At 68.1% G+C, this 7,416-nt stretch carries 8 protein-coding genes; 5 read left to right on the top strand and 3 right to left on the bottom strand.

Annotated elements, in window-relative coordinates; genetic code table 11:
• The first annotated feature begins 240 nt into the window (after positions 1–240).
• The 5 genes from NON22_RS17460 to NON22_RS17440 all read left to right on the top strand — a co-directional run bounded on the left by NON22_RS17460 (position 241) and on the right by NON22_RS17440 (position 4,698).
• Positions 241–2,745, top strand: coding sequence for an efflux RND transporter permease subunit (locus tag NON22_RS17460; RefSeq protein ID WP_257388224.1), 2,505 nt, complete (start codon positions 241–243; stop codon positions 2,743–2,745).
• A 112-nt stretch (positions 2,746–2,857) separates the two neighbouring features.
• Complete coding sequence (locus tag NON22_RS17455) at positions 2,858–3,229, top strand: VOC family protein (protein WP_257388223.1); 372 nt, start codon at positions 2,858–2,860, stop codon at positions 3,227–3,229.
• The gene (locus tag NON22_RS17450) at positions 3,226–3,762 is read left to right on the top strand and encodes a DUF1697 domain-containing protein (protein WP_257388222.1); all 537 of its coding nucleotides are present in this window, start codon (positions 3,226–3,228) and stop codon (positions 3,760–3,762) included. The genes NON22_RS17455 and NON22_RS17450 overlap by 4 nt, the downstream gene beginning before the upstream one ends.
• 19 nt (positions 3,763–3,781) lie before the next feature.
• Positions 3,782–4,129: a GFA family protein gene (locus NON22_RS17445; RefSeq protein ID WP_257388221.1), complete on the top strand. Its 348-nt coding sequence runs from the start codon at positions 3,782–3,784 to the stop codon at positions 4,127–4,129.
• A 299-nt stretch (positions 4,130–4,428) separates the two neighbouring features.
• Positions 4,429–4,698, top strand: coding sequence for a DUF2845 domain-containing protein (locus NON22_RS17440; protein WP_257388220.1), 270 nt, complete (start codon positions 4,429–4,431; stop codon positions 4,696–4,698).
• Positions 4,699–4,871: 173 nt separating this feature from the next.
• Here NON22_RS17440 and NON22_RS17435 read toward each other — a convergent pair whose 3' ends face one another.
• The 3 genes from NON22_RS17435 to NON22_RS17425 all read right to left on the bottom strand — a co-directional run bounded on the left by NON22_RS17435 (position 4,872) and on the right by NON22_RS17425 (position 7,222).
• Positions 4,872–5,369 carry an Mpo1 family 2-hydroxy fatty acid dioxygenase gene (locus NON22_RS17435; protein WP_257388219.1) on the bottom strand — a complete coding sequence of 166 codons (498 nt, stop codon included), beginning with the start codon at positions 5,367–5,369 and terminating at the stop codon, positions 4,872–4,874.
• Between the two features lie 79 nt (positions 5,370–5,448).
• A complete protein-coding gene (locus tag NON22_RS17430; RefSeq protein WP_257388218.1) occupies positions 5,449–6,249 on the bottom strand; it encodes an oxygen-binding di-iron domain-containing protein in 801 nt (266 codons plus the stop codon).
• A gap of 76 nt (positions 6,250–6,325) precedes the next feature.
• Positions 6,326–7,222 carry a phosphoribosylaminoimidazolesuccinocarboxamide synthase gene (locus NON22_RS17425; protein WP_257388217.1) on the bottom strand — a complete coding sequence of 299 codons (897 nt, stop codon included), beginning with the start codon at positions 7,220–7,222 and terminating at the stop codon, positions 6,326–6,328.
• Positions 7,223–7,416 lie beyond the last annotated feature (194 nt).

The following is a 7,416-nucleotide window of genomic DNA, read 5'->3' as shown; positions in this document are numbered from 1 at the left end:
GTGCGAACGGCCTCGTGCTCGTGCGCCGCGCGGCCAACGAGCCGCTGCGCGCCGGCGCGATCGATCCGGCCGGCGCGCTGGCCGCCGTGCTGCCGATCGAGGGCGGCGGCGCGTTCCTCGTCGCCGGCGAGAACGGCGTCGCGCGCTACCAGCCGCGCTGAGGCGCGCAGACAGCGACATTCCAGCAATTCCGGCCGCCGCGTCACGTGCGCGGCCGACCGCAAGGCACGAGGGGACGACATGGCGGGTTCGATCAAGGCGGTAGACAATCCCAGCGCATTCCACCGCTTCGCCGAGCGGGTCGTGTTCGGCAATCGCGTGGTCGTGCTCGCGCTGTTCGCGCTGGTCACCGTCGCGATGGGCTGGTTCGCTTCGCAGCTGCGCGTCGACGCGGGCTTCAAGAAGCAGATCCCGCTCGCGCACGAGTACATGCAGACCTTCCTCGACTACGAGAAGGAGTTCGGCGGCGCCAACCGCATCCTGATCGCGGTCATGGCGAAGAACGGCGACATGTTCAACCAGCCGTTCATGCAGACCATGGAGAAGATCACGCAGGACGTGAAGTCGATCGAGAACGTCGACGAAGCACGCATCCGCTCGATCTTCACGCCGAACGTGCGTTTCGTCGAAGTCGTCGAGGACGGCTTCGCCGGCGGCAACGTGATCCCGCAGGAATTCACGCCGAACGTCGAAGGCTTCGAGGCGACCAGCGAGCAGTTCGCGACGATCAAGGCCAACATCGAGAAGGCCAACATCGTCGGCCGCCTCGTCGCCAAGGACTTCAGCGGCGCGATGGTCTGGGCCGAGCTCGTGCCCGAAGGCGGCGAGGGCCAGGTCAAGCTCGACTACCAGAAGGTCGCCGGACAGCTCGAAGACATCCGCGCGAAGTACGAGAACGACGCGACCAGCGTCCACATCATCGGCTTCGCGAAGATGGTCGGCGACATCAGCGACGGCGCGCGCTCGGTCATCCTGTTCTTCTTCCTGACGATCGCGTTCACCTGGGTGCTGCTGTTCCTGTACTCCTCGTCGGCAAAGCTCGCGACCCTGACCGTGTTCTGCGCGCTCGTCGCCGTGCTCTGGATGCTGGGCGCTCTCCGGTTGCTCGGCTTCGGCATCGATCCGATGAACATGCTGACGCCGTTCCTGATCTTTGCGATAGCGGTCAGTCACGGCGAACAGATGATCAACCGCTTCCGCGGCGAGATCTTCTTCGGCGGGCTCGAGGAAGGCACGGTCGAGGAGCTGCGCCAGCGCCGCGGCGTCGACGCGGCGACCGCCGCGCGCGTCGCGTTCCGCATGCTGCTCGTGCCCGGCGCGGTCGCGCTGATCGCCGGCTGCATCGGCTTCGCGACGATCCTGATCATCCCGATACAGATCATCTACGAGCTCGCGATCACCGCGACCGTCGGCGTCGCGATCACGATCCTGACCGACCTGATCCTGCTGCCGGTGCTGCTGTCCTACTGCCAGCTGCGCAATCTCGAGAAGAAGCGCCAGTACCGCCTGCGCCAGCTGACCCAGTTCGACAAGATCTGGGCGCTGCTCGCGAAGTTCAGCCGTCCGGTACCGGCGGCCGTGATCATCCTGCTCGGCGTCGCGATCTGGTTCTTCGCCAAGCAGTACGGCCATCAGGTCATGATCGGCGACGCCGAGAAGGGCGTGGCCGAGCTGCGTCCCGAAGCGCGCTACAACAAGGACGCCGTGCTGATCAGCGAGAAGTTCTCGCTCGGCGTGGACATGCTCAACGTGATCGCCGAGGCGCAGCCGTCGGCCTGCACGACGAGCTACCCGGTCATGGAGACCATGGACCGCTTCGCCTGGCACATGCGCAACGTCGAAGGCGTCGAGCAGGTCATGACCCTGCCGATGGCCGCGAAGATCGTCAACGCCGGCTGGAACGAAGGCAACCTGCGCTGGCGCGCGCTGCCGCGCGATCCGGACACCCTGCGCATGGCGACGCAGGGCTTCGAGACCGACTCGGGCCTGCTCAACAACGACTGTAGCGCGATGCCGATCATGATGTTCCTCGGCGACCACCGCGCGACGACGATCGACCGCGTCGTCGCGGCGGTCAAGGACTTCCGCGAGAAGAACGGCGCCTGGGCCGGCGGCAACGTCAACCTCATGAAGCAGCTGACCGAGCAGGCCAACGCCGCCACCGAGAAGGGCGAGACCTTCCACAGCGACAAGATCAACCTGCGCCTGGCCACCGGCAACGTCGGCGTGCTCGCCGCGATCAACGACAAGGTGCGCGAAGTCGACGCGGTCATGCTGTACCTGCTCTACGGCGCCGTGTTCGTCATGTGCCTGCTGAGCTTCCGCAATCCGCTCGCGGCGCTGTGCATCGTGCTGCCGCTCGTGCTGGTCACGGAGCTCGGCCACGCGCTGATGGTCAAGCTCGGCATCGGCCTGAAGGTCAACACCCTGACCGTCGTCGCGCTCGGCGTCGGCATCGGCGTGGACTACGCGATCTACATCTTCGCGCGCATGCGCGAATCCATGCAGGCCGGCGCGCACCTGACCGAAGCCTACTTCGGTGCGCTCAAGACCACAGGCATCGCGATCTTCTACACCGCGCTGACCCTCGCCGTCGGCGTCGCGATGTGGATCTTCTCCGACCTCAAGTTCCAGGCCGACATGGGCCTGATGCTGACCTTCATGTTCGTCGTGAACATGTTCGCCGCGCTGATCTTCCTGCCGGCCCTGTGCCGCTGGCTGCTGCGGCCATTCGAGAAGAACTGAAGCGGAAGCCGCCGCGGCTCTGCGCTCTCGCAGGGCCGCGGCGCTCGTGCGCGGTTGCGCCGCCGCGGCGGGCCTGCGACGCTGCGTGCCCCGTTCGCTCCGGAGACACGCCATGTCCGCGCGCCTGCAAACGGTCACGCCGCTGTTGCCCGCCGGCGCCTCGCTGGACGCGGCGCTGGCGCTGTATGTCGACGGCCTCGGCTTCGCGCTGGCCTGGCGCAGCGGCGACATCGCCGGCATCACGCGCGACGACATTGCGTTCAATCTGGTCGTGAACGACGAACCGGCCTGGGCCGGCAATGCGAGCTTCGGCATCGGCGTCGATGACCTCGATGCGCTGCATGCGGAGTACCGCCTGCTGCCGCTGCGCGTCGGGCCGCTGGAGGTCAAGCTCTGGGGCCGGCGCGAGTTCCATCTGATAGTGCCGCCCGGCGTCTGCCTGCAGTTCCATCAGACCGACCGCGGCGGGCACGCCGCCGTGTGAAGTTCGCCGTCTTCCTGCGCAACGTGAATCTCGGCCGGCCGCGCTGTCCGGGCAAAGCGCAGTTCGAGCAGGCGTTCCTCGACGCCGGCGCGGCGCGGGCGGCTTCGTTCCTCGTCAACGGCACCCTGGTGTTCGACGCACCGGCAGCGCGCGGGAAAACCGTCGTGCGCGCGGCGACGGCGCGGCTGCACGAGGTCTGCGGACTCGTCGAGCCGGCCTTCCTGCGTCGCGTCGACGACCTCGCCGCGCTCGTCGCGTCCGCTCCGTTCGCCGCGGTCGATCGCGCCGCGGTCTACGAATGCTGCGTGACGTTCCTCGCGCCGGATGCGCCGGCGCTGCCGGCATTGCCGCTGGAGTCGCGCCGCAGCGACGTGCGCCTGCTCGCGGCCCGCGGCGGCGACGTGCTCAGCCTCAGCTACAAGCTCGGCAATACGCCGGGCAGTCCGAACGCGTTCGTCGAAAAGATCCTCGCCGCAAAGGCGACGACGCGCGCGTGGAATACGATAGTGCGCCTCGTCGCCAAATACACCTGACGCATCACGGAGAACACGCATGAACTACAGCGGCAGCTGCCATTGCGGCAGCGTGGAATTCGAGGTCGAAGGAATCCTGGACGGCGCTCTGGCCTGCAACTGCTCCATGTGCGGCCGGCGCGGCTCGCTGCTCTGGTTCGTGCCGCGTTCGGCGCTGAGCCTCAGGACGCCCGAGGCGGATCTCGCCACGTACACCTTCAACCAGCACGTGATCCAGCATCGCTTCTGCGCGAACTGCGGCATCCACACCTTCGGCGAAGGCAAGGATCCGGCCGGCAACGCGATGGCCGCGATCAACATCCGCTGCCTGGCCGGCGTCGACCTCGAAGCCGTGCCGGTGCAGCATTACGATGGGCGTTCGCGCTGAGGCCGATGGCCGCTGCAGTCGCTGCGCTCCGGACCGGTGCGCCGGCGGAGCGCCGACGCATGTCCTGCGATTGCGACCGCCGCCCCGGCATCGGAGCGCGGCAGCAGCTGTGCAGCGCGACGGCGGACGCCGACAGGGCGGCCCGCGCACGCCGGCGCCGGACTGCCGCCGCCCGAGCGCCGACGGCAGCGCGACGAGCCGTTCCGCGACATGCCGCCTTCAGCCGCGCCCACCAAGCTGGGCCGGCGTCCGCTCCAGCGCCGCGGGTCGTCCACCCGTATTCCTGTGGAGAAATTCCCATGCGTTCCCTCGTTCTCGCGGCTGGCCTGCTGGCGGCCGGTCTGGCGGTTGCCGCCGATACCTACCGCAGCGGCAACCGGGTCATCACGGTCGGCGACAGCGCGGCCAAGCTCGCCCAGATCGTCGGCACGCCGACCATCAAGGAGACGATAGAAACCCGCGAAGGCGGCCGCGAAGGCGAGCGCTGGCAATACGCCGTCGACGGCAAGACCGTGACCTTCGAGATCCGCAACGGCAAGGTCGCATCGATCGACGAGCGCCGCGACTGAGCGCGACCGGTGTCGCCGGAGCGCTCGCTCCGAAGCGACCGCTTCGTTACGTCGACATCGCTTCGCTCACATTTCTCGCGGTGCGAAGATCGCGCTGTTGCGGTTCGCTTCGGCTCCCGGCAACCCTCCTCCAGACGCGCGCAGGCTGCTGGTGAGCGCAGCGAACCGCAGCGTCAGTAGCTGATCCCGGCCCGGCGCAGCAGCTTGCTGACGATCCAGGCCGGGCCGATCAGCAGATAGGCCAGATCCGTCAGGAACGACGGCCGTTTGCCTTCGACGTGGTGGCCGATGAACTGGGCGATCCAGGCGACGACGAAGACGCCGATCGCGAGGTAGAGCAGCGGGGCTGGGCCGAGCTGGCGGTACAGCAGCTCGGTGACGACGCCGAGCACGACGAATACGGCGAACATGGCCAGGCCGAGGGTACGCGACAGGCGCAGGTAGAACACCGTCGCGAAGAACATCGCGACGCCGGCCCAGAGCCCGGCGCGGCCGAGCAGCGGCGGCACGGGAACGACCCAGAGCGCGGCGACGACGGTCCAGAGTATCGCCGGTACGCAGATCCAATGGATCAGCACGTTGGTCGGGTTGCGGTGGTCCTCGGCGTAGTTGCCGAGCCAGCGGTCGACCTCGCGGCGCGGATCGTCGGTGGAGTGCACGCTTGCGTTCATGGCGGTTCCGGCGGCTGGCGGATGACCGTGCGAGCTTAGCGCGATCGCCGCCGCCGGCGCACGATTCGCTGCGCCAGACTCAGGCGAACACGTTGTCCTGCTCGTCGATGAGGTCGATGCCGCAGGCCAGGTTCTCGATCCAGTCGAGGAAGCGCCCAATGGTCACCGGATCGGCGAACGGCAGGCCGTGCTGCGGCACGATCATCGCCGGCGCGAGCGCGCGCACGCGCTTGACCCAGAGCCGGCAGACCTTGTTGGAGGCCATGTAGCGCTTGTGGAAGCCGGCCATGGTCTGCACGTGGGCGTCGAAGTCGGTGACGGGCTTGTATTCCGAATCGACCATCGACGCGCCCATGTCGCCCGAGAACAGGATGCGGCTGACCGGATCGAAGAACTGGAAGTTGCCGACGCTGTGCAGGAAGTGCGCGGGCACCGCGCGGATGTGCGTGCTGCCGAGCGGAATGTCGCCGCCCTTGTCCGGCAGCAGCAGGTAGCGGTCGGCGCCGGCGTCTTTCTGGTAATGCGGCACGCCGTGCGGAATGAAGCGGCCCCAGAGCCGCGAGCAGACGATCGTCGCCGGCGTGTACAGCAGCCAGCGGTCGACCGAGCCGATGATGTCGGGATCCTGGTGCGAGGCCAGTATGTAGGTCAGCTCGCGTACCGGCAGGTAGCGGGATACGGCCAGGCTCAGCGGCGTGTAGAGCAGGGCGCCGCCCGGATCGATCAGCGCCGACTGCTTGCCGTCGATGATCAGGAACTGGTTCGCCTGCACGCCTTCGTCGCCGCGGACGAGGTCGTGGAAGGCGACGCAGACGTGGTTCTCGTTGCGGAACAACTCGGTGGGCATGATCGGCGGCCGGTGCGGAACGATGATCCGCATGCTAGCCGCCTCATCGTTGTCCACCTTGACCTCGATCAATGACGCAGGAGATGCGCCCGGTGCAGGCGCGTCGACTTCAGTCGAGGGTGATGCCGGCGAGACGCTTGAGCGCTTCGGCGTATTTCGCCGCGGTCGCGGCGATCACCGGCGCGGGCACGTGCGGGCCCGGCGCGGTCTTGTTCCAGTCCAGGGTTTCGAGATAGTCGCGGACGAACTGCTTGTCGTAGCTCGGCGGGCTGATGCCGACGCGGTATTCGTCGGCGGGCCAGAAGCGCGAGGAATCCGGCGTCAGCATCTCGTCCATGATGTAGAGCTTGCCGTCCTCGTCGGTGCCGAACTCGAACTTGGTGTCGGCGATCAGGATGCCGCGCCCGGCGGCATAGGCGGCGGCCCAGCGATAGATGCGCAGGGTCGCATCGCGCACCTGTTCGGCGAGATCCGCGCCGACGCGCGCGACGAGCGTGTCGAAGCTGATGTTCTCGTCGTGATCGCCGACGGCGGCCTTGGTCGACGGCGTGAAGATCGGTTCCGGCAATTGCTCGGCCTGGCGCAGGCCGGGCGGCAGCTTGAGACCGCACAAGGTGCCGCTGGCCTGGTAGTCCTTCCAGCCCGAGCCGATCAGATAGCCGCGCGCGATGGCCTCGACCGGCACCGGCTTGAGCCGGCGCGTGATCACGCTGCGGCGCGCGTATGTCGGCAGGTCCGTGCCCGGCGGCAGCACGGTCGCGACGTCCTTGCCGGTCAGGTGGTTCGGCATGAGATGCGCGGTCTGCGCGAACCAGAAGTTGGAGATCTGGCAGAGCATCTCGCCCTTGCCCGGGATCGGGTCGGGCAGCACCACGTCGAACGCGCTGAGCCGGTCGGTCGCGACGATCAGCAGTTCCCGCGCCGACAGCGCGTAGACGTCGCGCACCTTGCCGCGGTGGATCAGGTCCAGGCCGGGCAGACGGGATTCGCTCAGGGTCGTAGGCACAGCCGGGCTCCGCGGAAAACGCGCATTGTAGCGCCGCGACGGCGGCGGCGGTCCGCGGTCGTGCCGATCCGCCGCGCGTGGGCCTGGCGGTCCTGCCGCGCGTGCCGGCGGCGGCCGCGTACGCCCCGGATCCGCCGCGACGACCGCCGTGCGCCGCCCCGGCATGGAGACTTGCCCGCCGCTTGCCTAGAATC

Origin of the sequence: Tahibacter caeni (assembly GCF_024609805.1) — a bacterium.
Lineage (GTDB): Bacteria > Pseudomonadota > Gammaproteobacteria > Xanthomonadales > Rhodanobacteraceae > Tahibacter > Tahibacter caeni.
The sequence above is the reverse complement of the archived record's forward strand: the minus strand, read 5'-3'. Positions and strand labels throughout refer to the sequence as shown.